Origin of the sequence: Methylobacterium sp. 13MFTsu3.1M2, assembly GCF_900112625.1 — a bacterium.
In the GTDB taxonomy this organism is placed as follows: domain Bacteria; phylum Pseudomonadota; class Alphaproteobacteria; order Rhizobiales; family Beijerinckiaceae; genus Methylobacterium.
Map to the genome: position 1 here is coordinate 1 of NZ_FOMM01000002.1, position 22,871 is coordinate 22,871.

Annotated in this window: 20 protein-coding genes; 10 read left to right on the forward strand and 10 right to left on the reverse strand. The window is 71.6% G+C overall.

The window, feature by feature from the left end; translation table 11 throughout:
- Positions 1-662 precede the first annotated feature (662 nt).
- The gene (locus tag BM314_RS00015; protein ID WP_020095076.1) at positions 663-1,601 is read left to right on the forward strand and encodes a LysR family transcriptional regulator; all 939 of its coding nucleotides are present in this window, start codon (positions 663-665) and stop codon (positions 1,599-1,601) included.
- 174 nt (positions 1,602-1,775) lie between these two features.
- On the opposite strand, the gene BM314_RS00020 is transcribed toward BM314_RS00015, so the two are convergent.
- Entirely contained in the window at positions 1,776-3,263 is a 1,488-nt protein-coding gene (locus tag BM314_RS00020) for a DUF2252 domain-containing protein (RefSeq protein ID WP_091976326.1), read from the reverse strand.
- Positions 3,264-3,527: 264 nt separating this feature from the next.
- On the opposite strand from BM314_RS00020, the gene BM314_RS00025 reads away from it, so the two are divergent.
- Genes BM314_RS00025 through BM314_RS00050 form a run of 7 tightly spaced genes read left to right on the forward strand, consistent with a single transcriptional unit; the run spans position 3,528 to position 12,042 of the window.
- Positions 3,528-5,180, forward strand: a complete 1,653-nt coding sequence (locus BM314_RS00025; RefSeq protein ID WP_091976328.1) for an acetolactate synthase large subunit — start codon at positions 3,528-3,530, stop codon at positions 5,178-5,180.
- A gap of 43 nt (positions 5,181-5,223) precedes the next feature.
- On the forward strand, positions 5,224-6,399 hold the full coding sequence (locus BM314_RS00030; RefSeq protein ID WP_091976329.1) for an iron-containing alcohol dehydrogenase: 1,176 nt from the start codon (positions 5,224-5,226) through the stop codon (positions 6,397-6,399).
- Positions 6,396-6,572: a hypothetical protein gene (locus BM314_RS30425; RefSeq protein ID WP_170868012.1), complete on the forward strand. Its 177-nt coding sequence runs from the start codon at positions 6,396-6,398 to the stop codon at positions 6,570-6,572. The genes BM314_RS00030 and BM314_RS30425 overlap by 4 nt, the downstream gene beginning before the upstream one ends.
- A 14-nt stretch (positions 6,573-6,586) precedes the next feature.
- Complete coding sequence (locus tag BM314_RS00035; RefSeq protein ID WP_091976330.1) at positions 6,587-7,417, forward strand: poly(R)-hydroxyalkanoic acid synthase subunit PhaE; 831 nt, start codon at positions 6,587-6,589, stop codon at positions 7,415-7,417.
- Positions 7,410-8,540 (forward strand): class III poly(R)-hydroxyalkanoic acid synthase subunit PhaC, encoded by a 1,131-nt coding sequence (phaC, locus tag BM314_RS00040; protein ID WP_091976332.1) that lies wholly within the window; start codon positions 7,410-7,412, stop codon positions 8,538-8,540. The genes BM314_RS00035 and phaC overlap by 8 nt, the downstream gene beginning before the upstream one ends.
- A 24-nt stretch (positions 8,541-8,564) precedes the next feature.
- Entirely contained in the window at positions 8,565-10,577 is a 2,013-nt protein-coding gene (locus BM314_RS00045; RefSeq protein ID WP_091976333.1) for an acyl CoA:acetate/3-ketoacid CoA transferase, read from the forward strand.
- Positions 10,570-12,042: an NAD-dependent succinate-semialdehyde dehydrogenase gene (locus tag BM314_RS00050; protein WP_020095068.1), complete on the forward strand. Its 1,473-nt coding sequence runs from the start codon at positions 10,570-10,572 to the stop codon at positions 12,040-12,042. The genes BM314_RS00045 and BM314_RS00050 overlap by 8 nt, the downstream gene beginning before the upstream one ends.
- 82 nt (positions 12,043-12,124) lie before the next feature.
- Here the strand turns inward: BM314_RS00050 and BM314_RS00055 are convergent, their stop codons facing one another.
- The 9 genes from BM314_RS00055 to pedF form a co-directional block, all read right to left on the reverse strand.
- The gene (locus BM314_RS00055; protein WP_020095067.1) at positions 12,125-12,415 is read right to left on the reverse strand and encodes a hypothetical protein; all 291 of its coding nucleotides are present in this window, start codon (positions 12,413-12,415) and stop codon (positions 12,125-12,127) included.
- 73 nt (positions 12,416-12,488) lie between these two features.
- A complete protein-coding gene (locus BM314_RS00060) occupies positions 12,489-13,415 on the reverse strand; it encodes an efflux RND transporter periplasmic adaptor subunit (protein ID WP_091976335.1) in 927 nt (308 codons plus the stop codon).
- Positions 13,412-13,621, reverse strand: a complete 210-nt coding sequence (locus BM314_RS00065) for a DUF1656 domain-containing protein (RefSeq protein ID WP_091976337.1) — start codon at positions 13,619-13,621, stop codon at positions 13,412-13,414. The genes BM314_RS00060 and BM314_RS00065 overlap by 4 nt, the downstream gene beginning before the upstream one ends.
- Positions 13,618-15,666, reverse strand: a complete 2,049-nt coding sequence (locus BM314_RS00070; protein WP_091976338.1) for an FUSC family protein — start codon at positions 15,664-15,666, stop codon at positions 13,618-13,620. The genes BM314_RS00065 and BM314_RS00070 overlap by 4 nt, the downstream gene beginning before the upstream one ends.
- Positions 15,663-15,794 carry a hypothetical protein gene (locus BM314_RS31210; protein ID WP_020095063.1) on the reverse strand — a complete coding sequence of 44 codons (132 nt, stop codon included), beginning with the start codon at positions 15,792-15,794 and terminating at the stop codon, positions 15,663-15,665. Before BM314_RS31210 ends, BM314_RS00070 begins: the two co-directional genes overlap by 4 nt.
- 258 nt (positions 15,795-16,052) lie before the next feature.
- On the reverse strand, positions 16,053-16,712 hold the full coding sequence (locus BM314_RS00080; protein WP_020095062.1) for a response regulator: 660 nt from the start codon (positions 16,710-16,712) through the stop codon (positions 16,053-16,055).
- A gap of 174 nt (positions 16,713-16,886) precedes the next feature.
- Complete coding sequence (locus BM314_RS00085; protein ID WP_056527719.1) at positions 16,887-18,656, reverse strand: PQQ-dependent methanol/ethanol family dehydrogenase; 1,770 nt, start codon at positions 18,654-18,656, stop codon at positions 16,887-16,889.
- A 347-nt stretch (positions 18,657-19,003) separates the two neighbouring features.
- On the reverse strand, positions 19,004-19,864 hold the full coding sequence (locus tag BM314_RS00090) for a substrate-binding periplasmic protein (RefSeq protein ID WP_091976340.1): 861 nt from the start codon (positions 19,862-19,864) through the stop codon (positions 19,004-19,006).
- Positions 19,854-20,282 carry a cytochrome c-550 PedF gene (pedF, locus tag BM314_RS00095; RefSeq protein ID WP_210187337.1) on the reverse strand — a complete coding sequence of 143 codons (429 nt, stop codon included), beginning with the start codon at positions 20,280-20,282 and terminating at the stop codon, positions 19,854-19,856. Before pedF ends, BM314_RS00090 begins: the two co-directional genes overlap by 11 nt.
- A gap of 217 nt (positions 20,283-20,499) precedes the next feature.
- Here pedF and BM314_RS00100 point away from each other — a divergent pair, with 217 nt between their 5' ends.
- Complete coding sequence (locus tag BM314_RS00100; RefSeq protein ID WP_091976341.1) at positions 20,500-21,753, forward strand: ABC transporter substrate-binding protein; 1,254 nt, start codon at positions 20,500-20,502, stop codon at positions 21,751-21,753.
- A complete protein-coding gene (locus BM314_RS00105) occupies positions 21,750-22,757 on the forward strand; it encodes a YVTN family beta-propeller repeat protein (RefSeq protein ID WP_091976343.1) in 1,008 nt (335 codons plus the stop codon). The genes BM314_RS00100 and BM314_RS00105 overlap by 4 nt, the downstream gene beginning before the upstream one ends.
- The last annotated feature ends 114 nt before the right edge of the window (positions 22,758-22,871 follow it).

The following is a 22,871-nucleotide window of genomic DNA, read 5'->3' on the forward strand; positions in this document are numbered from 1 at the left end:
TCGAGGTGCAGGCACGCCGTACTCGCACGCCGTGCCCGCACCTCCGGAACCCGCATCGGCGCCGTGGCCTTCCAGCCGTCCCCCGCCTCGTAGTGGGCGGGTCCGCAGGTCGCTCAGGGTCGGCCCAGAGGCGGGTCGGCGCGGGGGCATTTCCTCACCCCGCCGGGCAGAGTGCCGCCCGGTCTCACGCCCGCGTCCGAGGCACGCCCCGCACCGGTCCGTCGCCCGGGGCGATGGCGGCTGAGAGCCACCGACGCGGGCGCCGCCCCGTCCCCGGACCCGCGCGGTCAGCCACCGGGCGGGCCCCCGAAGGACGCCCCGGGATCGCTCCCGGGCCGCCGCGGACAGGTGCGGTCAGGAAGCACAAAATAGGAACATTGTCAAGGCAAACTGAGCCGCGTGCCGCTCTCGACGACGCTTCTCCGTCATCGCGAGCGCAGCGAAGCGACCCAGGGTCGCGCAACATCGGCAGGCGTCGCGCTGCTGGCTCGCTTCGCTCCGCTCGCAAGGACGTCGGTGCCGAGAAACCATCGGCCGCGGGCACCGTCACATGGGCCGAGCCCTGCCGTCACTCCGGGACGCTGCGGCGCGACTTCGGGATGACGGGCAAGCCGTCGCATCTGCTATGTCGGCACTCCGATCCTCCACCGAACGCGACGCCCGTGGCCATCGACCATATCGATCTCAGCCGGATCGACCTGAACCTGCTGGTCGCCCTCGACGCGCTGCTCGACGAGCGCAGCGTCACGCGGGCCGCCGCGCGGGTCGGGATCGGCCAGTCGGCGATGAGCTCGAGCCTCGCTCGCCTGCGCCGCCTGTTCGACGACGAGCTCCTGACCCGGGCGCCGGACGGGATGCGACCGACGCCCCGCGCCCTGAAGATCGCCGAGCCGCTGCGCGCCACCCTCCGGCAGGTGCAGGCGCTGGTGCACCGAGAGGAGCGGTTCGACCCGGCCACCGTCGAACGCGTCTTCACGGTGAGCCTGCCGGACAGCGTCGAGGCGCTGCTCGGGCCGCGGCTGATCGCGCAGCTCCGGCGGGAGGCGCCCGGCATCCGGCTGCTGCTGCGCTCGGTCGACCGGACCCGGATCCTCGACGAGCTCGACGCCGACCGGGTCGACCTCGCCATCGGCCTGTTCTCGGAGGGGCAGCTCCACCACAAGCAGCGCCTCCTCTACCGGGACAGCTACGTGGTGCTGTTCAACGCCGCCCTGATCGGCCTGGAGCCGCCGATCGGGCTCGACGATTACCTGCGCTTCCCCCACGTGCTGACGTCCCTGCGCGAGACCGCCCACGGGGTCGTCGACGACGCCCTCGCGCTGATCGGGCGCTCGCGCACCCTGGCGGTGACGACCCCGCGCTTCCTCGTGGTCCCGTTCATGGTCCGCGCGGCGCCGGTGATCGCCACGATGCACGCCCGGCTCGCCACCTCCTTCGCCAGCGCCCTGGCGCTGAGCGTCAGCCCCGTGCCGGTGCCCCTCGACGACGTGCCCGTGTCGATGCTGTGGCACGCCTCCTACGACCACGACCCGGCCCACCGCTGGCTGCGGGACCTCCTGGTCCGGCTGGCCCACGAGCCGCCGGCGCCGGGCATCATCTGATACGCTTTCCGCTTGAACGCGACGGTCGACGCATTCCGTGCCGTCCTCACGAGCGGAGCGAAGTGACCCAGGACAGCGCGAGGCTGGCCGGCGTCGCGCGATCTGGATCGCTTCGCTCCGCTCGCGAGGACGGACGTGCGGACGGCATCGACCGGCCGCGAGCAGACCGCACCGTCACAGGCACGGATCCGCTGCGGCCTCCAGGCGGCCGCTCGCGATCGCCGCGCGGAACAGGGCGAAGTCGGCCGCATTGCGCTCCGCGTAGGCCGCGGCCCAGTCGGCGATCGCCCCGCTCAGGTCGTGGTGCTTGCCGCTGCCGCAATAGCCGGCGATCGCCGCCGCGTCCCCGGTCCGCGCGTGGGCGCGCGCCAGCAGCGTCCCGTAGGCGTACGAGAAGGTCAGGAGCGGCGCGCCGGACATCCGCGCCAGCGGGATCGCGCCCTTCAGGTTCTTCATCTGGCGCACGTAGAACGGCCGGCCCGCGATGCTGGTCCAGCCGAGCAGCGGGTCGCCCACCGCCTGGAGCAGGCGCTGGCCGTAGATCACCCGCTCGCCCTCGTGCCCGGAGAACGGCGCCGGCACGCCCGGCAGGTACGGCGCGTGCGCCGGTCGGACCGCCTCCTTGACCTGCAGGAAGAGCGCGTCGGCGTCGGAATTGCCGAACAGCAGGGCGAGGTAGGCCCGGGTCCCGACGCTGCCGACGCCGACGACGCGGTGGGCGACGTCGACCACGTGGTAGCGATCGAGCATGAAGCGCCGCTCCCGCGGCAGGGTCTCGGCGTAGCGCTCCAGGCCGGTGACGACGCCCTCGCGGGTCGCCGCGTCCACGGGCGCCAGGATCGGCGCGTCGGTCTGCAATTGCCAGGTGCCGTCGGTGCGCCGCTCGGCCACCTGGGCGAGCAGGCTGCGGTTGTTGCGACGCCGCGCCTTGTCGACCGCCCGGCGGACCACGGCCCGGGCCTCCGCGTTCATTTGTAGCCCGGCGATGTGCGGGCCGTCGGCGCGGGTCGTCTGGTACCAGACGTCGAGGGAGCCCTGCGGCGCGAGGCGCCGCATCGTGTGCTGGTAGCCGGAGACCGCCTCCATGACGGCCGCCCGCCGCTCGCCTGCCGGCAGGCCCGCGTCGTCGGTGGCGACCGCCAGCCCGGCCGCGAGGCGCTTGAGGTCCCACTCCCACGGGCCGATCGTGACCTCGTCGAAATCGTTGAGGTCGAGGACGATGTCGCGCTGCGGCGTGCCGAACAGGCCGAAATTGTCGGTGTGTGCGTCGCCGTTCATCACGACGTCGATGCCGCTGCGCGGCCCGCGCGACAGGTCCCAGGCCATGACGTGCGCGGCCCCGCGCAGGAACGCGAAGGGCGAGCTCGCCATCCGGGCGACCCGCAGCGGGATCAGGTGCGGCTGGCGGCCCGCGTGGGCGGCCTCGATTAGGGCGACCGGGTCGGGCCGGTCGGGATCGGAAGCCAGCGCGGCCTGGCCCGCGTGGGGCACCTCGGCGCGCAGCCGCTTGCCGGCCTTGCGCCGCTTGTCCCAGGCCTCGACGCCCGCGCGGAGGTCGATCCGCGGGAAATCGGCGACCGGTGCCAGCACCGAGTCCACGGCCGGGGCATCCGCCTCTTGGTCCTCCGGCGGCACGGTCTTGTCGCTCTCGATGCGATCCATCGCTGTCCCATCGCGGCAGCCGGGTCGGCCCCGCCGGTGCGCTCGACCGGCCCGAAGCCGGGGCGGCGGACCGCACGTTAGCATCCGGCCGGCTCTGTGACGTCACGGGCCCGGACGGCCCTTGACCACCCTACAGGGGGGCCCTCTAACGAACCGAGTATTCGGGGGGTGTTCCTCCGTCTCGTGTCGTTCACGGCCTCGCGATCACAGTGCCGGAATCGACCCGGACGGCCGGGGAACACCGTTACATCAGCGAGACGTCGCATGCCCAAAGGTTCAGATCTCCTCGTCGCGGCCCTCGAGAACGAGGGCGTCGACCGCATCTTCGGGATTCCCGGGGAGGAGAACCTCGACGTCGTCGAATCTCTGCGCAACTCCAAGATCGAGCTGGTCCTGACCCGCCACGAGCAGGCGGCGAGCTTCATGGCCGCCACCCACGGCCGACTCACCGGCCGCCCCGGCGTCTGCCTCTCGACGCTCGGCCCGGGCGCCCTGAACTTCTCCACCGGCGCGGCCTACGCCCATCTCGGCGCCATGCCGATGATCATCATCACCGGCCAGAAGGGCATCCTGTCCTCGCGCCAGGCCAAGTTCCAGATCGTCGACGTGATCTCGTCGATGAAGCCGATCACCAAGATGGCCCGGCAGATCGTCTCGGCCTCCTCGATCCCCACCATCGTGCGCGACGCCTTCCGAGTCGCCACCGAGGAGCGCCCCGGCCCGGTGCTGCTGGAGCTGCCCGAGGACATTGCCTCCGAGGAGGCCGAGGCCGACCTCGTCCCCTCGCACCCGATCGACATCCCGGTCGCCCACCCGACCGCCATCGCGCGCGCCGCGGACATGATCCTGAAGGCCAAGCGCCCGCTGATCATGCTGGGCGCCGCCGCGAGCCGCCCCCGCGCCACCGGCGAGCTCGGCGGCTTCGTGCAGCGCACCGGCATCCCGTTCTTCACCACCCAGATGGGCAAGGGCACGGTGGCGGGCGGGACCGACCTCTACATGGGCACCGCGGCCCTGTCCGAGCGCGACTACGTCCACGAGGCGATCGACAAGGCCGACCTGATCATCGCCATCGGCCACGACACGATCGAGAAGCCGCCCTTCTTCATGGGCCAGGCCGACCAGAAGGTCGTCCACATCGGCTACATGCCGGCCAACGTCGAGCAGGTGTACTATCCGGATGCCGAGGTGGTCGGCGACCTCGGGCCGACGCTGAAGCTCCTGGCCGACAAGCTCGACGGCAAGCTCCCGAACGCGGGCGCGCTGCTGCACCTGCGCGAGCACATCCTCAGCCATATCGGCGACCGGGCCGGCGAGGACCGCTTCCCGGTGACGCCGCAGCGCCTCGTGCGCGACGTGCGCCGCGTGATCCCGGAGGACGGCATCGTCTGCCTCGACAACGGGATGTACAAGATCTGGTTCGCCCGGAACTACCGGACCTACGTCGCCAACACGCTGCTCCTCGACAACGCCCTGGCCACGATGGGCGCCGGCCTGCCCTCGGCCATGATGGCGGCGATGCTCTACCCGAAGCGGCGCGTCATGGCGGTGTGCGGCGACGGCGGCTTCATGATGAACAGCCAGGAGATGGAGACCGCCGTCCGGCTGAAGCTCAATCTCGTCGTGCTCGTGCTCGACGACTCGGCCTACGGGATGATCCGCTGGAAGCAGGCGGTCGACAAGTTCGCCGATTACGGGATGACCTTCAGCAACCCGGACTTCGTCCTCTACGCCAAGTCGTACGGGGCCACCGGCCACCGAGTCGAGTCGGTCAACGACCTCGTGCCGACGCTGGACCGGGCCTTCGCGGCGGGCGGGGTGCACCTCGTGGCGGTGCCGATCGACTACTCGGAGAACACCCGCGTGCTGGTCGACGAGCTGCGCGCCAAGGTGAAGGATTTCGAGCCGGCCGAGTGAGGCCGGTTTCGCAGATGGTCGGCACGCAAGACAGGGCAGCGCGATGAACCCGTTCACCTTCCAGACCACGCCGAACGTGCTGTTCGAGGCCGGCGCCGCGAAGAAGCTGCCGGAGATCGTCGGCAGCTTCGGGGCCAAGCGCGTCCTCCTCGTCACCGACAAGGGCGTGCGCAGCGCCGGCCTCACCCAGGCCGCCGAGGCGGCCCTGGCCGCCGCGGGCGTCACCCTCGACGTCTACGAGGACGTGGTCGCCGACCCGCCCTCGACGGTGATCGAGGCGGCGGCCAAGCGCGCCCGCGAGCTCGGGACCGACCTCGTCCTGTCGATCGGTGGCGGCTCGGCGCTCGATACCGCCAAGCTCGTGGCCTACCTCGCCAAGTCCGACGAGCCGCTCGACGCGATCTACGGCGTCGGCCTCGCCAAGGGCGACCGCCTGCCGCTGATCCTGGTGCCGACCACGGCCGGCACCGGCTCGGAGGTGACGCCGATCTCGATCGTCACGACGCCGACCACCGAGAAGAAGGGCGTCGTCGCGCCGAAGCTCCTGCCCGACTGGGCGGTGCTCGACCCGGAGCTGACGCTCGGCCTGCCGTCGCACGTCACCGCGGCGACCGGCATCGACGCCATGGTCCACGCCATCGAGGCCTTCACCAGCAAGAACAAGAAGAACCCGATCTCCGACCAGCTCGCCAAGCAGGCCCTGGCGCTGCTCTCGGCCAACATCCGGACTGCCTGCACGGACGGGAAGAACCTCGAGGCGCGCTCCGGCATGCTGCTCGGCTCGATGCTCGCCGGCATGGCCTTCGCCAACGCGCCGGTGGCGGCGGTGCACGCCCTCGCCTACCCGGTCGGCGCGATCTTCCACGTGCCGCACGGGCTCTCGAACGCCCTGGTGCTGATGGGGGTGATGCGCTTCAACCTCTCGCACGCGGAGGCGCTCTACGCCGAGCTGGCGCCGATCCTCGACCCCGCGGCCGCGGACCTGCCGCAGCCTGAGGCCGCCCAGCGCTTCGTCGAGAGCCTCGACGCGATCTGCCGCGACTGCAAGGTGCCGGCCTCGCTCGCCGAGGTCGGCGTCGCCCGGCAGGACCTGGAGCGCATGGCCACCGACGCGATGAAGCAGACGCGGCTCCTCGTGAACAACCCGCGCGAGGTCACCTACGACGACGCCTTCGCGATCTACGCCGAGGCGCTGGGAGAGGCGCGGCCGGCGGCGTGAGCATGACGACGGCGGTGATGCTGGGGCTGTCGCCCGATCAGTCCAGCCCACACCGTCATCGCGAGCGCAGCGAAGCGACCCAGGGCGGCGCGCCCTCGCCGAGCGTGGCGCTGCTGGATTGCTTCGCTCCGCTCGCGGGGACGGGGGCGACGGTTTCAGCCTCGGGGCTGTGAGGAGAGACGCCAGCATGGACCAGTTCGACGCGTTCCGGGCGATGAGCGAGTTCTGGACGCGGGCCGGCGCGGGCTTCTTCACCCCGGGCGCTGGGCAGTCCGCGCCCGGGTTCGGCTGGCCGACCTTCCCGGGCGGCGACCTCGCGGATCTCGCCGCGGCGCAGGCCAAGCTGACCGAGGCCTGGACCGCCGCCAGCGCCCTCTCGCAGACGCTGACGCGCTCGCTCCAGGGCGGCCCCGGCGCGCCGGACCCGACGGCCGGAGCGGTGCTCGCCCGGATCTTCGATCCACAGGCCTGGCTCGGCGGCTCGGCCGAGTTCGACGCCGCCCTGACCCGCATGGCCGAGGGCCCGCAGCTCGCCGACCTGTGGCAGACCGAGCGGCGCTACGCGGCGCTGTTCACCGCCTGGGCGAGCCTGCGGCGGGCGCAGAGCGAGCATCAGGCCGTGATGCTGCAGGCCTGGACGCGGGCGGCCGGGACCTTCGCGAAGGAGGCCAATGCCCGCGCCGAAAACGGCGAGAGCTTCGCCTCCGCCCGCGAGATGATGAGCCGGTGGATCGAGACCGCCAACGCGGTCCTACTGGAGGTCCAGCGCTCCGACGCGTTCCTGGCCTCGCAGCGGGCGGTCCTGCGGGCCTCCACGGACCTCCGGCTCGCCCAGCAGGACGTCGCGGCCTTCCTGTCCGAGTTCTACGGCCAGCCGACCCGGGCCGAGCTCGACGACGTCCACAAGAGCCTGACCGAGCTGCGCCGGGAAGTCCGGGCGCTCCGCCGCGAGCGTCGGCAGGCCGGCAAGACCGCGAGAGCCGGCGGTTCACGGGTCGGGGAGGACGCCCATGGCTGATCAGGAGAAGCCGAAGGGGCCGGCCGCCCCGCTGAATCTCACCCCGGCCGCGTTGCTGGCCGAGGTCGGCACCCTCGGCCGCCGCATCAGCGAGGGCGCCAGGCTGTTCGCCGATGTCAGCGACGCCGATGTCGAGATCGCCACCACGCCGAAGGACCTGGTCTGGAGCCAGGACAAGGTCAGCCTCTACCGCTACCGGCCGCTCGCCGAGAGCAAGGGCCTGCCGCCGGTGCTGATCGTCTACGGCCTGATCGGCCGCTACACGATGGCCGACCTTCAGGAGGACCGCTCGCTCGTCCGCAACCTGCTGAATCTCGGCCTCGACCTCTACGTGGTCGACTGGGGCAATCCGGGCCGGGCCGACCGCTACGTCACCATCGACGATTACGTGGACGGCTACCTCGCCGAGTGCGTCGCCTTCATCCAGGAGGCGGCCGGGCGGGAGAGGATCAGCCTGCTCGGCATCTGCGAGGGCGGCGTCTTCACCACCTGCTACGCGGCGCTCTACCCCGAGACCGTCAACGCGATGGTGCTGACCATCACGCCGATCGACTTCCACGCCGACACGCGGGAGAACCGGGCCGGCCACGGCTTCATCAATGTCTGGACCCGGTCGCTCACGCCCGAGGATGTCGACCGGCTGATCGAGGCGCAGGGGTCGCTGCCCGGCGCCTTCATGGGCTCGGTGTTCTCGATGATGACGCCGATGCGCACCATGACGAAGTACAACCTCGACCTGCTCGACGCCCTCGACGACAAGAAGAAGTTCCTGAACTTCCTCCGCATGGAGAAGTGGATCGCCGACCGGCCGGACCATCCCGGCGAGGCCGCCAAGCAGTGGTTGAAGGACCTCTACCAGGACAACAAGCTGGTCGAGAGCGCCTTCGAGCTCGGCGGCCGGCGGGTGGACCTGAAGGCCATCACCTGCCCGGTGCTGAACGTCTTCGCCCAGGATGACCACATCATCCCGCCGGCCACCTCGCAGGCGCTGAAGGATAAGATCGGCACCACCGACTACACCGAGATGGGGCTGCCCGGCGGCCATGTCGGCGTCTTCGTCGGCGGCAAGGCACAGAAGCTGCTGGGCTCCGGCATCGCCGACTGGCTCGGCAAGCGGGGATAACGTGCAGGCTCGGGGGAGTGCCGCATGGGCAGCCTGAAGAACAAGATCGTCAGCGCCGATGAGGCCGCCGCCATCCTGCAGGACGGCGACATGGTCGCGGTCTCGGGCTTCGTCGGGATCGGCACGCCCGACGAGCTGATCCTGGCGCTCGCCCGCCGCTTCGAGTCCGGCAACGGCCCGCACGGGATCGGCCTGATGTTCGCCGCCGCCCCCGGCGACGGCAAGGAGCGCGGCCTCAACAAGCTCGCGATCCCGGGCCTCGTCCGCCGCGTCGTCGGCGGCCACTGGGCGCTCGTGCCGAAGCTCGGCGCCATGGCGGTGGCGGGCGAGATCGAGGCCTACAACTTGCCGCTCGGCGTGGTCTCGCACCTCTACCGCGAGATCGCCGCCCACACGCCGGGCCACATCACCAAGGTGGGCCTGCGCACCTTCGTCGACCCCCGTCTGGAGGGCGGCAAGCTCAACGCCGTCACGAAGGAGGACCTCGTCAGCGTGGTCGAGCTCGGCGGCGAATCCTGGCTCCACTACAAGGCCTTCCCGGTCAACGTCGCGCTGATCCGCGGCACCACGGCCGACCCGGCCGGCAACATCACCATGGAGCGCGAGGCGCTCACCCTCGACAATCTCGCCGCCGCCATGGCGGCGAAGAACTCGGGCGGCTTCGTGATCGCCCAGGTCGAGCGGCTCGCCGAGGCCGGCTCCCTCAACCCGCGCGAGGTGCAGGTGCCCGGCGTGCTGGTCGATTGCGTGGTGCTGAGCACGCCCGAGAACCACCGCCAGACCTACGGCACGCCCTACAACCACGCCTTCACGGGCCGCCAGCGCGTGCCGCTGGACCGCGTCGCCCCGATGGCGCTCGACACCCGCAAGGTCATCGCCCGGCGCTGCGCCTTCGAGCTGCCGCCCGGCGGCGTGGTCAATCTCGGCATCGGCATGCCCGAGGGCGTCGCGGCGGTCGCCGCCGAGGAGCGGGTGCTCAAGTACCTGACGCTCACCGCCGAGCCGGGCGTGATCGGCGGCCTGCCGCAGGGCGGGCTGGATTTCGGCGCCGCCCTCAACCCGGCCGCGGTGCTGCACCAGAACCAGCAGTTCGACTTCTACGACGGCGGCGGCCTCGATCTCGCCTGCCTGGGCCTCGCCCAGTGCGACGCCGAGGGCAACGTCAACGTCAGCCGGTTCGGCAAGAAGCTCGCGGGCGCGGGCGGGTTCATCAACATCTCGCAGAACGCCAAGAGCCTCGTCTTCGCCGGCACCTTCACGGCCGACGGCCTCAAGGTGGCGGTGGAGGACGGCGGCATCCGGATCCTCAGCGAGGGCCGCTCGCAAAAATTCATCGCCGCGGTCGAGCAGGTGACGTTCTCGGGGGCCTACGCGGCCGAGCGCGGCCAGCCGGTGCTCTACGTGACCGAGCGCTGCGTGTTCCGGCGGACCCGGGCCGGCATGGAGCTGGTCGAGGTCGCGCCGGGCATCGACATCGCGCGCGACATCCTCGGGCAGATGGGCTTCACCCCGATCGTGCAGGATCCGCAGCCGATGGATCCGCGCCTGTTCCGCGAGTCCGTGATGGCGCTGGAACCCTGGCTGCTGGGCCTCTCGCTGTCGGAGCGGATCAGCTACGACCCGGAGCGCAACATCCTGTTCTCAAACCTCGAGGGCTTCCAGGTCCGGACCATCGACGACGTTGAGCTGGTGCGCCGCGAATACGAGCGCGCCTGCCAGGAGATCGGCAGGAAGGTCCACCTGATCGCCAATTACGACGGGTTCGAGATCGACCCGACGGTGAGCGACGCCTACTTCTCGGCGATCGCCTATCTCGAAAACCGCTATTACGAGACCGCGTCCCGGTATACCACGAGCGCGTTCTTGCGATTGAAACTCGGCGCCTCGTTGGCGAGCCGCGACCTGGCTCCCCATGTCTTCGAGACAAAAGCCGAGGCGCAGGCGAGGAATACGGCCCAGAGCGTGCCTCTCAAGCCGCGGCCCGGCATGTCCCAGCCCGACATGCCGCGGCCGCCGAAGGAACCGTTGGATGCCTGAGTTCGAGACCCCCTCCCTGAAGGACCGCGCCCTGCTGGTCGATGCCTGCCTGATCGGCGGCGCATGGTCGAAGGCCGGTTCCGGCAGCATCGACGTCACCAACCCGGCGACCGGCGCGCTGATCGCCAAGGTGCCGAATGCCGGCGCCGACGAGACCCGGCAGGCGATCAAGGCGGCGCACGAGGCCTACCCGGCGTGGCGCGCCAAGACCGCCAACGAGCGCGCCGTGCTGCTGCGCAAGCTCGCGGCGCTCGTGACCGAGCATCAGGAGGATCTGGCGCAGATCCTCACCGCCGAGCAGGGCAAGTCGCTGACCGAGTCCCGCGGCGAGGTCGCCATGTCGGCCGCTTACGTGCTGTGGTTCGCGGAAGAGGCGCGCCGCGTCTACGGCGACGTGGTTCCCTCCCCCTGGGGCGACCGCAAGATCCTCGTCACCAAGGAGCCGGTCGGCGTGGTGGCGGCGATCACGCCGTGGAACTTCCCGTCCTCGATGATCGCCCGCAAGATCGCCCCGGCGCTCGCTGCCGGCTGCCCGATCGTGATCAAGCCCGCCTCGCAGACCCCGCTCTCGGGCCTCGCCTGGGGCGTGCTGTGCGAGCGCGCCGGCTTCCCGGCCGGCACGGTCTCGATCCTCACCGGCTCGGCCCGGGCGATCGGCGCCGAGATGACCGGCAACCCGCTCGTCAAGAAGATCACCTTCACGGGCTCCACCGAGGTCGGCAAGGTGCTGCTGGAGCAGGCCGCCCACACGGTGAAGAAGGTCTCGATGGAATTGGGCGGCAACGCGCCGTTCATCGTGTTCGACGACGCCGACCTCGACAAGGCGGTGGCCGGCGCGATGCTCGCCAAGTACCGCAATTCGGGCCAGACCTGCATCTGCACCAACCGCTTCCTGGTGCAGGACGGGATCTACGACGCCTTCGCGGAGAAGATGGCCGAGGCGGCCAACCGCCTGAAGGTCGGCAACGGCGTCGAGGACGGCGTCGCCCAGGGGCCGCTGATCGACATGGCGGCCGTGGAGAAGACCGAGGCCCATATCCGCGACGCCGTCGAGAAGGGCGGCCGGGTGGTGGCGGGCGGCCACCGCCACGCGCTGGGCGGCCAGTTCTTCGAGCCGACGGTGATCACCGGCGCCACCCCCGCCATGGCGGTGGCCCGGGAAGAGACCTTCGGGCCGCTGGCGCCGCTGTTCCGCTTCCGCGACGAGGCGGAGGCGATCCGCATGGCCAACGACACCGAGTACGGGCTCGCCTGCTACTTCTACACCCGCGACCTCGGCCGCACCTTCCGGGTCGCGGAGGCGCTGGAATACGGCATGGTCGGGATCAACGAGGGGATCATCACCACCGAGGTGGCGCCCTTCGGCGGCGTGAAGGAATCCGGCCTCGGCCGCGAGGGCTCGTACCAGGGCATCGAGGATTACCTGAACACCAAGTACCTGTGCGTGGGCGGCCTCGGCGCGTAGGGCCGGGGCACACGCCGGTCCGGATCGGGACCTGACGGGTTCTCCCTCCCCCCACGGCGGCGGGAGGGAGAACCGGCGGGGCCTACTTCCCGCTGGGCGCAGCGCCGCTGCCGGTGGCGCCGTTGCCCGAGCTGCTGCCGGCGGGGGCACCCGGGGTGCTGACGCGCGGGCCGCCGCTGGTGCCGGGCGCCATGCCGGCGCCGGTGGACCCGGTGCTCTCCATCGAGCCGGTCCCGGTCCCGGTGCCGCCCACCGCGCCGGACTTGTTGACGTTGCCCTGGTTGGCGCCGCCGGTCTGCGGCGCCTGGGCCAGCGCCGCCCCGGACGTGGCGAGTACGAATGACGTGGCGAGGGCGAGGATCGTCTTCGACATGGGGCCTCCTGACAGGTCGTTGGGCTGTGGTGTGAGGCCAACCCGGGCGCGCCCGGATGGTTCGGTCGCGCCTTCAGCGGGTGCGCGCCTCGCGCCACCCCGTCCAGGGCCAGCGCAGGGCCTCCCCGCCGGCCGCCGGCGCGATCGAGACCGTCGCGGTCCGGCCGCTCACCAGCCGCGGATCCGCCGTGCCGCCGTCGAGGCTGATCCGCACCGGGATGCGCTGGGCGAGGCGCACCCACGAGAAGGTCGGGTTCACGTTCGCGAGCAGGTTGGAGGCGTCGCTGCGGCCGGTCTCGCCGATGCCGCCGGCGATGCTGGCGACGTGGCCGCGGAGCGCCCCGTCCTCGCCCATGAGCTCGATGGTCACGGGCGCGCCGACGCGGATCCGCGGCAGCTTCGTCTCCTCGAAGTAGCCCTCGATCCGGACGGTGTCGCTGTCGATCAGCGCCATGACGCCGCGTCCGGTGGTGACGTAGGCGCCCGGCCGCAGCTCCATGTTGGTGATCCGGCCGTTGACCGGGGCGCGCACCGCCGAGCGCTCCAGGTTGAGCTTGGCGAGGTCGCGATCCGCCAGGCCCTGCTCGTAGGCGGCCCGCGCCGACAGGTCGGCCGCCTTGGCGGCCTCGACCCGCTGCTGCGACACCGCCGCGTCGGAGAGCCTGCTGTAGCGGGCGTAGTCGGCCGCCTCCTGCTCGGCGGTCGCCTTGCGGCCCTCCACCATCGCCTCCGCCTGCCGCAGCCCCAGGCGGAACCGGTCCGGATCGATCCGGAACAGGATGTCGCCCTTCCGCACGACCTGATTGTCCTCCACCAGCACCTCGGTGACGAGGCCGGAGACGTCGGGGGCCACCGCCACCACGTCGGCGCGCACGCGCCCGTCCCGGGTCCAGGGGGCGTCCATGTAATAGTCCCACAGGCCGAGGCCGACGATCAGCGCCGCGGCGACCATGCCGAGGGTGACCAGGAGGCGGCCGAGGGCGGAGAACAGGGCGGTCATGGCAGGGTCCGGTGGGCGAGGGTCACCACGCCGCCGAGCAGGACGACGTAGAGGGCGAGGTCGAAGAGCGGCCGGTGCCAGACGAGGCGGTAGAGGCCGGTCGCCGCGAGCAGGCGGCACAGCGGCAGGCCGAGGGCGAAGGCCAGCGCCATCCAGAGGGCGAGGCCCGGTACGAACACGCCGCAGAGGTCGATCTCGCCCATCATGCCGCCATCTCCCGGTGGTCCAGGGCTGGCGCCGCCCGGTAGGCCGGCGCGTCGGCGAAGAGCCCGCGGCGCAGGCCGGTGAGGCCGATCAGGGCGGCGCGCCGCTCCGGCGACGGGGCCGCGCCCGCGACGGCGTCGAGCGCCTCGTCCAGCGCCGCGAGCAGCGCCGCGTCCGGCCGGTCGGTCCGGCCGCGCAGCTGGCGCGCCGCCAGCGCGAGGACCCGGTCGACTGTGTTGCGGGCCGGGCCCGTCAGCCGCCGGCGCACCCGGCGGACCTCCACGAGGTTGATGCCCACCCGGACATCGGCCAGCAGGTCGCCCACGGAGGCGGACGTGTCCGCGGGCAGGCTCGCCAGCCGCGGCGCGATCAGGCCGACGCGGTCGAGCATGAGGGCCGCGAGTTCGAGCCCGTGGCCGGCGCCGCGCCCGGCCGCGGCGGCCGCGAGGCTGCGCCGGTTGATCCCGATCAGCCGCCGCGCGCTCCAGCCGGCGCCGACCGAGCGGATCACCCGGGTCACCGCGGCGGCGATCCACATGCCCACCACCGAGGCGATCACCCCGTTGGCGAAGGGCGCGAAGTCCCCGCTGTAGCCGTTCTGGAGGGCCAGCAGGGTCGCGCCGTTCAGCGCCGCGCCCATGCCCATCGGGGCGGTGCGCGGCTGCGTCATCATCAATCCGCACAGGATCAGGGCCGGCGCGAGCGCGAGGGCCAGCATCTCAAAGGAGGTGGCGAGCGGCAGCACAGCGAATAGGTAGAGGCCCGCGCCGAGGGCGCCGACGATCGCCGAGTTGGCGAAGCTCAGGATCTGCGGCGCGGGATCGTCCTGCGCGGCGAACAGGCAGCAGGCAACCGCGCCCATCATCGGCGCCGCGGAGCCGTCCGGCCAGCCGGTGGCGATCCAGATGGCGCAGCAGGCGAGCAGGCCCGCGAACACCCCGAAGGCCGAGAACGCGGCCAGCCCGTGGTCCCGGTGGCGGATCGACCGGACGCGGGCCGTGTAGGCGAAGGCGAGCGGCGCGCGGGGCGCGGTGCCGGCCGCGAGGTGGCCGCGCAGTGCCCGCAGATCCTGGCGCAGGTCGATGACGTCGCGCAGGCGCGCCGCGAGGCTCGCGAGGAGGAGCGTATTCCAGTCCGGCGCCCGGCCGAGGGCGGGCTCGAACCCGTCGATCCGGTCGCGCAGCCGCGCGGCGCGATCCGGATCGTCGACCTCGTCGGCGAGCCAGGCGATGAGGTCCGACAGGAAGGCCCGGACCCGCGCCGGAACCGCGCCGGCTTGCTCGAGGGCGGCGACGCGGTCCGCCACGGCGGCGACGATCGGCAGGACCATCAGCATGTGCTGACGGAGGGGCGCGAAGGCCTCGGCGGCGCGCTCCGCGCCCGTCGCCTCGTTGCGCAGGGCGAGGCCGAGGGCGTCGAGGCCGATCGCGTCCGAGGCGAGGCGCAGGCGCCGGCCCTGGCTCGGCCCAACGGCCTCCGGCGCTCGGGCGGCCGCGAGGGCGCTCCGGATCCAGGCCCGGGCCTCCGCCGACCAGTCGTTCAGCCGTCCGACGATGAGCGGGGCCGCCGATTGCGGCAGGATCAGCGTGGCGGCGAGGCTGGCGCAGACGATACCGAGGGAGATCTCCTCGGCCCGCGCCACCGCCGTGTCGAAGATCGCCCCGGGATCGTCGACGGCGGGGAAACCGATCAGCGCCGCCGTGTAGCCGGCGAGCATCGGCAGGTAGCTCGCGGGGGTCCGGTCTAGGAGGGAGACGTAGAGGCAGAGCGCGACCCAGAGCGCCACCGCGAGGCTCAGCAGGAGCGGCGCGTTCACGAGGTTCGGCACCAGCACGACGCTGACCGCCGCGCCGAGCACGGTGCCGCAGACCCGGTACGCGGCCTTCGCGCGCGTCGCGCCGGAGAGGACCTGGCTGGTGATGTAGACGGTGCCGAGGGCCCAGTAGGGCCGCGGCAGGTCGATCCAGAGCGCGAGGTACAGGGCGAGCATCGCCGCCGCGTAGGTCTTCAGCGCGAAGGCCCAGTCGCGCCATCCGGGGAGGGTCACGGCACCGGCTCCGGCTCGGGCGCGGCCCCGACGGTGGCGCGGCGCCGGTGGCGGCCGGTGGTCAGGAGGGCGTGGGTGTCGATCTGCTGATGTCGCCCGCGCGTCGTCGGACCATCGATGCCGGTCACAACCTGATCCACCGTCGCGAGGAGCCGGCGAGGTCACCGGATCAATCGGCTCGCACGCCGATAGATAGCCTCATATCGATCTCGATTGAGGGATGCCGCGAGGGGGTCAGGACTGCGTCAGATGAATGAGTCGACCCATAACTTGGGTTTGTTCTGCGGCAGGCGCATATGATCCGGTCGCTTCACGGGGCGGGTCCGGACGCGCAGCCGCGGTCGCGGCGATCCCCGAGCCGCAGGCCGGATCCCGCGATCGCGTCGTCAGGCCGAGTGGCTGTTGTGGATCTGGTCGAAGTCGAGGGACGCCGTGTCGATCACGATCTGCGTGCGGCTGATGACCTCGAGCTTGCGCAGGATCTCCGAGACGTGCGCCTTCACGGTCGAATCGCCGACCTGGAGCTCGTGGGCGATCTGCTTGTTGAGCTTGCCCTGACGGATCATCATCAGGACCCGCAATTGCTGCGGCGTCAGCCGGGCGAGGCGCTCGGCCAGCGGCGCCTTCTTGGACCGGGGCGCGGGCGCGCCGGCCTCGGCGAGCCCCGGCGGCAGGAACAGCGCCCCGCTCATCACCTCGGTGATCGCCCGGGTGAGCGTCGCCTTGTCCATGGCCTTAGGGACGAAGCCCGCCGCCCCGTGCTGCAGGGCCTCGCGGACGATGCGCGGATCCTCGTGGCCGGAGACGATCAGGATCGGGATGCGCGGGAAGCTCGCCCGGATGGTGATCAGCCCGTCGAAGCCGGTGACGCCCCGCATCGACAGGTCGAGGAGCGTCAGGTCGATGCCGCGGTTCGCGGCCAGCACCGCGCAGGCCGCCTCGATCCCGTCGGCCTCGTGCAGCACCGCGTCCGGGTGCGCGAGGCGGATCGTGGCCGCCAGGGCGTCGCGGAACAGCGGGTGGTCATCGACGATCAGGAGATGCACGGAGACCTCGGTCCTTCGCTCGAGATCCTCACAGGATCCGCCGAATACGCGGGCGGGAGGTCCGAAGGTGATCGATGCGGCCCCGGGGCGCAAGCGGGTGTTGAGACGACAGCCCGGCCCCGGGACCTGGGCGTGCCGGCCCGCGGGGACCGGCACGCTTTCGGTTGCGGGCCCTCAGCGCGACGCCACCGTCTTCGGCAGCTTGAACGCCCAGAAGCTGCCGCCCTGGTTAATGCCGGCCGTCGACTTGGCGACCTCGCCGCCCCAGAGCGGGACCGCGCCGCCCCAGCCGGCCGCGACGCCGACCCACTGCTCGCCGTCCTGCTCCCAGGTGATCGGCGAGGAGACCACGCCGGTCCCGACCTGGAACTTCCAGACCTCCTCGCCGGTCTTGGCGTCGAAGGCCTTCAGGAAGCCCTCCGGTGTGCCGGTGAAGACGAGGTTGCCCGCGGTGGTGAGCACGCCGGCCCAGAGCGGGGCCTTGTTCTTGTACTCCCACACGACCTTGCCGGAGGCCGGGTCGATCGCCTTGAGCGAACCGATATGGTCGTCGAAGACCGGCTTGATGGTGAAGCCGGCGCCGAGGTAGGCGGCACCCTTCTTGTAGTTCACCGGCTCGTTCCAGATATCCATGCCCCACTCGTTGGAGGGCACGTAGAACAGCTTGGTGTCGGGGCTGTAGCCGATCGGCATCCAGTTCTTGCCGCCGAGGAAGCTCGGCACCGCGAAGACCGACTTGCCCTTCTTGTCGTCGCCGGTCGCCTTGCTCGGGTCGCCGGGGCGGTTCTCCTCGTTGTAGATCGGGCGGCCGTTCTCATCGATGCCCTTGGCCCAGTTGATCTTCTCGACGAACGGCGTCGCCGAGATGAACTTCCCGTTGGTCCGGTCGAGGACGTAGAAGAAGCCGTTGCGGTCGGCGGTGGCGCCGGCCTTGATGGTCTTGCCGCCCTTGTTCAGGTCGAACGGCACGAACTCGTTGACGCCGTCGAAGTCCCAGCCGTCGTGCGGGGTGGTCTGGAAGCCCCAGACGATCTCGCCGTTGTCGGGGTTGAGGGCGAGTCGCGAGGAGGTCCACTTGTTGTCGCCCGGCCGGAGCCAGGAGTTCCACGGGCCGGGGTTGCCGGTGCCGAAGTAGATCAGGTTGGTCTCGGGATCGTAGGTGCCGCCGAGCCACGTGGCGCCGCCGCCGAACTTCCACATGTCGCCGGGCCAGCTCTCGTTGACCTTGCCGGTCATGGTCGAGGGCTTGCCGTTGAGCTCGCCCATGTGGCCTTCGATCACGGGCCGCTTCCACACGACCTCGCCGGTCTCGGCGTCGCGGGCCTCGATGCGCCCGATCACGCCGAACTCGCCGCCCGACACGCCGGTGATGATCTTGCCCTTCACGATGATCGGGGCGGCCGTGTAGCTGTAGCCGGCCTTGAAGTCGTCGATCTCCTTCCGCCAGACGACCTTGCCGGTCTTGGTGTTGAGCGCGACGAGCTTGGCGTCGAGCGTGCCGAAATAGACGTTGTCTTTGTAGAGCGCGGCGCCGCGGTTCACGACGTCGCAGCAGGGCAGGATGCCCTCCGGCAGGCGGGCGTCGTACTCCCACTTCTTCTCGCCGCTGCGGGAATCGATCGCGTACATGCGCGAGTACGAGCCCGTGACGTAGATGATGCCGTCCTTGACCAGCGCCTGGCTCTCCTGGCCGCGCTGCTTCTCGCCGCCGAACGAGAACGACCACGCCGGGACGAGGCCCTTGATGTTGTCGCGGTTGAGGGTCTTGAGCGGGCTGAAGCGCTGGGCCTGCGGGCCGAGGCCGTAGGTGACCACGTCGCCGGGCGTCTTGGCGTCGTTGATGATGTCCTGCTCGGTGACCCCCTGGGCCATGGCCGGCAGGGCGCCGCCCGCCACGAGGGCGGCGACGCCCACCGCGGCGAGGAACCGGGTCCGCATTCTCATGACGTGTCCTCCGTGGTCGGCCCCGGTCCGTGTGGCCGGGGCATCCGGGTTTCGACGCGGGCCGCACGAGTCGCGGGGCGCCCCCTTGGAGGACGAAGCTATCGGGCTTCTCAGAGAAGTCTTATTGGCCATTGGTCCAATAAGGCCACTCTGCGGACCGGCGAATGCAATGTATTCGTCGAGATCGGCGCTCGGATTGGCGCGAATCCGAGGGAGGTCTCGTTCGGGAGATCTGATGTTCGCTCTTACCGTCATCGCGAGCGCAGCGAAGCGACCCAGGGCAGCACAGCATCCCACGATGGCGCGCTGTCTGGATCGCTTCGCTGCGCTCGCGATGACGTATGCGCTCAATACCCCTTCGGCGGCGCGTAGGTGACGCCGTAGCTCTCGCAGATCGCCCTGAGCCGACCCTCCGCGTTCAGTGCCGTGATCGCGTCCCCGACCGCGTAGGCGAGGTCGCGGGAATCGGTCCTCACCGCGCCGCCGATCTCCCAGCGCGTTTTCACCAGCCCCGTCGACGGGGCCGTGGCGATCGGGTTGTCGTCCTTCGGGGCCTTCGCGGCGGACAGCGCCGCCTCGATCGCCGCGCGGGTTCCGGCCAGGATCGGAGCCTCGCCGGCGAGGTAGGCCTTCGCGGCCTCCTCGAAGCTCCTGTAGTGCTTCAGGTTCGGGCGGAAGCGGCCGCCCTGGGCGGTCAGCAGCATCAGGTCGGCGGCGCCCGTGCCTTCCAGCGCGACGCTCCGGTCGCCGATGTCGTCGAGGCTGTCGAAGCCGTCCAGCACGCCCTTGCGGTACGCGAAGGCGATCTCCTGCTCGAAGTACGGCGCCGTGAAAAACACCTGCTCGTTGCGCAGGGCGAGCTGCCGGTCGGTCGGCACGTGCAGCATCAGGTCGGCGAGGGGCGTGCCGGCGAGGTCGCCGCGCCACAGGTTCAGGCGCAGGTCGCCGTCGACGTTCTCGCCGGCGTCGACCACGCGCAGGTCGAGCTTCACCTTGAGCCTGTCGGCGATCGCGCGGGCGAGATCGACGTCGATGCCGCGGGGCCTGCCGGTCTCCTCCCCGGAGAACGGCGCGTTGTCGCCGTAGACCGCCACACGCAGGGTGCCGTCGGCCACGACCTGGTCCAGGGGGCGCGCGGCCGCCTCCGGCTGGAACCGGAGGGCCGCGAGCAGGCCGCAGGCGAGGAGGAGCCGCGCGCTACTCCTCATGCTTCGACTCGATGTAGCTCCGGATCGCCCACAGGCCCTCCTGCGAGATCACACCCTCGAAGGCCGGCATCTTGGTCACGCCGTTGATGACGGCGCCATGCTTCATGCGCTCGACGAAGTACTCGTCGCCCTCCTTGCCCTGCGGCAGGTAGCGCAGGTCAGGGGCGAGTCCGCCGGAGATCATCTCCAGGCCGTGGCAGCGGGCGCAGTTCTGGTTGAAGCCCGAGGCGCCGATCGCGATGGCGTGTTTGTCGTCCTTGTAGGGGTTCTCGGCGACCCACTCGGCGCCCAGCGGCTTGAGGCCGTCGGTGTTGACCGGCTGGGGCTGGACATCGCCGTGCCCGAGGGCGCCGCCGGCGGCCAGGGCCAGTCCCAGCGCCGCGATCACGCCGCCCGCCGCCGTCTTCATCGTGCGCATCCGCCCCTCCCGTCGTCGTTGCACGACGGTTAGCAAGTACCGGGCGGCGGACCCATTATGCTTTGGTACGGATCGGCCAGATTAGCGCCATCGACGACTTGTGTTGCACTGCATCAAACCCGGTTTGTGCACCTTGGTATAATATCGGAGGGCGCTACTCCGCTCCTAGACTCCCGGCCAAAGACGAGCGCCGCGGGGCTGGAGGAGACGGGCGGGGATGGTGTCCTCCGGTGCGCGGCGGCCCGGGATGCGCGGCGGGCCATGGGCCGGCCTGCGGCGCGCCGTCGTGCTGACGGCCGTGGCGGCCATGGCGACCCTGGCGCCGCTCGCGCAGGGGCAGGCCGCGCCCGCGCCGGCCGGCCCGCCCCTGACGATCCGCTACCTGGAGCGGCGGGTCGAGCGGTCGGCGCCGCTGAACAACGAGGACCCGATCCCCGACGACGAGGGCGCCAAGGGCGCGGAACTCGGCCTGCGCGATTCCAACGCCACCGGCCGGTTCCTCGGCCTCGGCTTCGACCTCGGCACCACGATCGTCGAGCCGGGCGCCGACATCCGCCAGGCCTTCCGGGACCTCGCCGACCGGCGCTTCGTGGTGCTCAACGCCCCGGCTGCCGACGTTCTCGCGCTCGCCGACCTGCCGGAGGCGAAGGGCAGCGTGCTCCTCAACATCGGCGCCCCGGACACGCGCCTGCGCGACGCCGATTGCCGAAGGAACCTGCTCCACGTCCTGCCGTCCCGCGCCATGCTGTCCGACGCGCTGGTGCAGTTCCTGGCGTTCAAGCGCTGGTCCCGGATCCTGCTGGTGACCGGGCCGGCGCCAGGCGACGCGCTCTTCGCCGAGGCGTTGCGGCGCAGCGCGAGGAAGTTCGGCGCGCGGATCGTCGCCGAGTCGCGCTACGACCCGCAGGGGGGCGACGTCCGCGACACGGCCCTGCGCGAGTTCGCCCTGCCGACCCGCGGGCCCGAGCACGACGTGGTCGCGGTGGCCGACGAGGCCGGCGCGTTCGGCGCGAGCCTCAACTACAACACCGCCTCGCCCCGGCCCCTCGTCGGCACGCAGGGCCTCGCGCCGGCCGCCTGGGGGCGGCCCGTGGAGGCCTGGGCCGCCGTGCAGCTCCAGGGGCGGTTCCGCAAGCTCGCCGGGCGCGCCATGCGGCCCGTCGACTGGGCCGGCTGGATGGCGGTGCACGCCGTCGGCGAGGCGGCCGTGAAGGCGCGCAGCACCGACCCCGCGACGGTCCGCGCCGCCCTGACGGCGCCCGGCTTCGAGATCGGCGGCTTCAAGGGCCGCCCCCTGAGCTTCCGCGCCTGGGACGGGCAGCTGCGCCAGCCGGTCTTCCTGCTCTGGCCCGGGGCCGTCACCGCGACGGCGCCGATCGAGGGCTTCCTCCACCACCGCACGGAACTCGACACGCTCGGCCTCGACGCGCCCGAGAGTGCCTGCCGCGCCTTCTCGGGGACGTCAGAATGACCCGGCTCGCCGCCCTCGCGCTGCTGCTCTGCCTCGCGGGCCCCGCGTGGGCCGAGGAGATCTTCGTCTCGAACGAGCGCGACAACACCGTCTCGGTGATCGACGGCGACAGCCTGGAGGTGCTGCGCACCTTCCCGGTCGGCCGTCGGCCCCGCGGGCTGACCTTCTCGCGCGACGGGCGGTCGCTCTACGTCTGCGCCAGCGACTCCGACGCCGTGCAGGTGATCGACCCGGAGACCGGGCAGGTCCGGCACGACCTGCCCTCGGGCGAGGATCCGGAGCAGTTCGCCCTGGCGCCGGACGGGCGCACCCTGTTCATCGCCAACGAGGAGAACGCCACCACCACGGTGGTGGACGCGCAGACCCGCCGGGTGCTGGCGCAGATCGACGTCGGCATCGAGCCGGAGGGCGTCGCGGTGAGCCCGGACGGGCGCACGGCCGTCACGACCTCCGAGACGACCAACATGGTCCACTGGATCGACACGCAGACCCTCGCGGCCGTGGACGCGACGCCGGTCGGGCAGCGACCGCGCTTCGCCGCCTTCACGGCCGACGGGTCCCGGCTGTGGGCGTCCTCGGAGATCGGCGGCACCGTGTCGGTGATCGACGTCGCCACCCGCGCGGTGATCGCGACGATCGAGTTCGCCGTGAAGGGGATCGCGGCCGACCGGATCCAGCCGGTGGGCATCCAGATGGCCAAGGACGGGCGCCACGCCTTCGTGGCGCTGGGGCCGTCCGACCGGGTCGCCGTGGTGGATACCGCGACCTACCGGGTGGAGAGCTACATCCTGGTCGGCCGCCGGGTCTGGCAGCTCGCGCTCAACGCGGCGGGCACGCGGCTCTTCACCACCAACGGCGTCTCCGGCGACGTGACGGTGATCGACGCCGCGACGTTCCAGCCGATCAAGTCCGTGAAGGTCGGCCGCTTCCCCTGGGGCGCGGCGGCGCGGCCGATGCCTTCGGCGCAGGCGACGGACGGGCGCGCCGCCGGTGCGGTGCCGTGACAGTCTGGCTGACGCGGACCCAGGCATCCGCCTCCCTCGTTGGAGGTTTCCGGATCCACACTGGGGGCTGGGCCACAGCGGAGCCGAAGGACACTCGGGTCCCCTCTCCCGTGC

Bases quoted from the DNA above. Each gene is read 5' to 3' on its own strand.
- BM314_RS00020 (WP_091976326.1), bottom strand. From the start codon at position 3,263: ATGGATCGCATCGAGAGCGACAAGACCGTGCCGCCGGAGGACCAAGAG.
- BM314_RS00025 (WP_091976328.1), top strand. From the start codon at position 3,528: ATGCCCAAAGGTTCAGATCTCCTCGTCGCGGCCCTCGAGAACGAGGGC.
- BM314_RS00030 (WP_091976329.1), top strand. From the start codon at position 5,224: ATGAACCCGTTCACCTTCCAGACCACGCCGAACGTGCTGTTCGAGGCC.
- BM314_RS00035 (WP_091976330.1), top strand. From the start codon at position 6,587: ATGGACCAGTTCGACGCGTTCCGGGCGATGAGCGAGTTCTGGACGCGG.
- phaC (WP_091976332.1), top strand. From the start codon at position 7,410: ATGGCTGATCAGGAGAAGCCGAAGGGGCCGGCCGCCCCGCTGAATCTC.
- BM314_RS00045 (WP_091976333.1), top strand. From the start codon at position 8,565: ATGGGCAGCCTGAAGAACAAGATCGTCAGCGCCGATGAGGCCGCCGCC.
- BM314_RS00050 (WP_020095068.1), top strand. From the start codon at position 10,570: ATGCCTGAGTTCGAGACCCCCTCCCTGAAGGACCGCGCCCTGCTGGTC.
- BM314_RS00055 (WP_020095067.1), bottom strand. From the start codon at position 12,415: ATGTCGAAGACGATCCTCGCCCTCGCCACGTCATTCGTACTCGCCACG.
- BM314_RS00060 (WP_091976335.1), bottom strand. From the start codon at position 13,415: ATGACCGCCCTGTTCTCCGCCCTCGGCCGCCTCCTGGTCACCCTCGGC.
- BM314_RS00065 (WP_091976337.1), bottom strand. From the start codon at position 13,621: ATGATGGGCGAGATCGACCTCTGCGGCGTGTTCGTACCGGGCCTCGCC.
- BM314_RS00085 (WP_056527719.1), bottom strand. From the start codon at position 18,656: ATGAGAATGCGGACCCGGTTCCTCGCCGCGGTGGGCGTCGCCGCCCTC.
- BM314_RS00090 (WP_091976340.1), bottom strand. From the start codon at position 19,864: ATGAGGAGTAGCGCGCGGCTCCTCCTCGCCTGCGGCCTGCTCGCGGCC.
- pedF (WP_210187337.1), bottom strand. From the start codon at position 20,282: ATGCGCACGATGAAGACGGCGGCGGGCGGCGTGATCGCGGCGCTGGGA.
- BM314_RS00100 (WP_091976341.1), top strand. From the start codon at position 20,500: ATGGTGTCCTCCGGTGCGCGGCGGCCCGGGATGCGCGGCGGGCCATGG.
- BM314_RS00105 (WP_091976343.1), top strand. From the start codon at position 21,750: ATGACCCGGCTCGCCGCCCTCGCGCTGCTGCTCTGCCTCGCGGGCCCC.